The sequence below is a fragment of the Parachitinimonas caeni genome (genome assembly GCF_030129945.1).
Lineage (GTDB): Bacteria > Pseudomonadota > Gammaproteobacteria > Burkholderiales > Chitinimonadaceae > Parachitinimonas > Parachitinimonas caeni.
The window spans coordinates 1-371 of record NZ_JARRAF010000220.1 but is presented as its reverse complement, the minus strand read 5'-3'; the positions used below and the strand labels follow the sequence as shown (position 1 = coordinate 371).

The window sequence follows — 371 nt, the reverse complement described above, 5'->3', positions numbered from 1 at the left end:
CGCACCGTACCGGCTGCCGACCAGGCCGCCGCCCGCCTTGACACCCTCCTCAGCCAATACGCCAGCGCCGACGACCCGATCCGGTCCCTGTCTGCCGAGACTGCCGCACCCGCAGTACGGCTGGCGGCCGCCGAGGCAGCGGTCGGAGAACCGGTGGCGGAGGCCCCGCTGCTCGACGGCGAAATCAGCGCCCCCGGCGAGCAGGATGCCTACGAATTCGAACTCAGCCAGGATGGTCCGGTACTGATTGACAGCCTGGCCACCCCCGAGCTGCACTGGCAGCTGAGCCAGGGCGAACACACCCTGGCCAGCGGCCCGCTGTCTGGCGAAGACCGGCTGCTGGCCTTGCGGGCAGGGCGCTACCGACTGAC

The 371-nt window shown here is 70.9% G+C and carries 1 protein-coding gene; it reads left to right on the top strand.

From position 1 onward, the window contains the following. A partial coding sequence (locus tag PZA18_RS24400) for a hypothetical protein (protein ID WP_284103481.1) occupies positions 1-371 on the top strand: 371 nt, incomplete at both ends.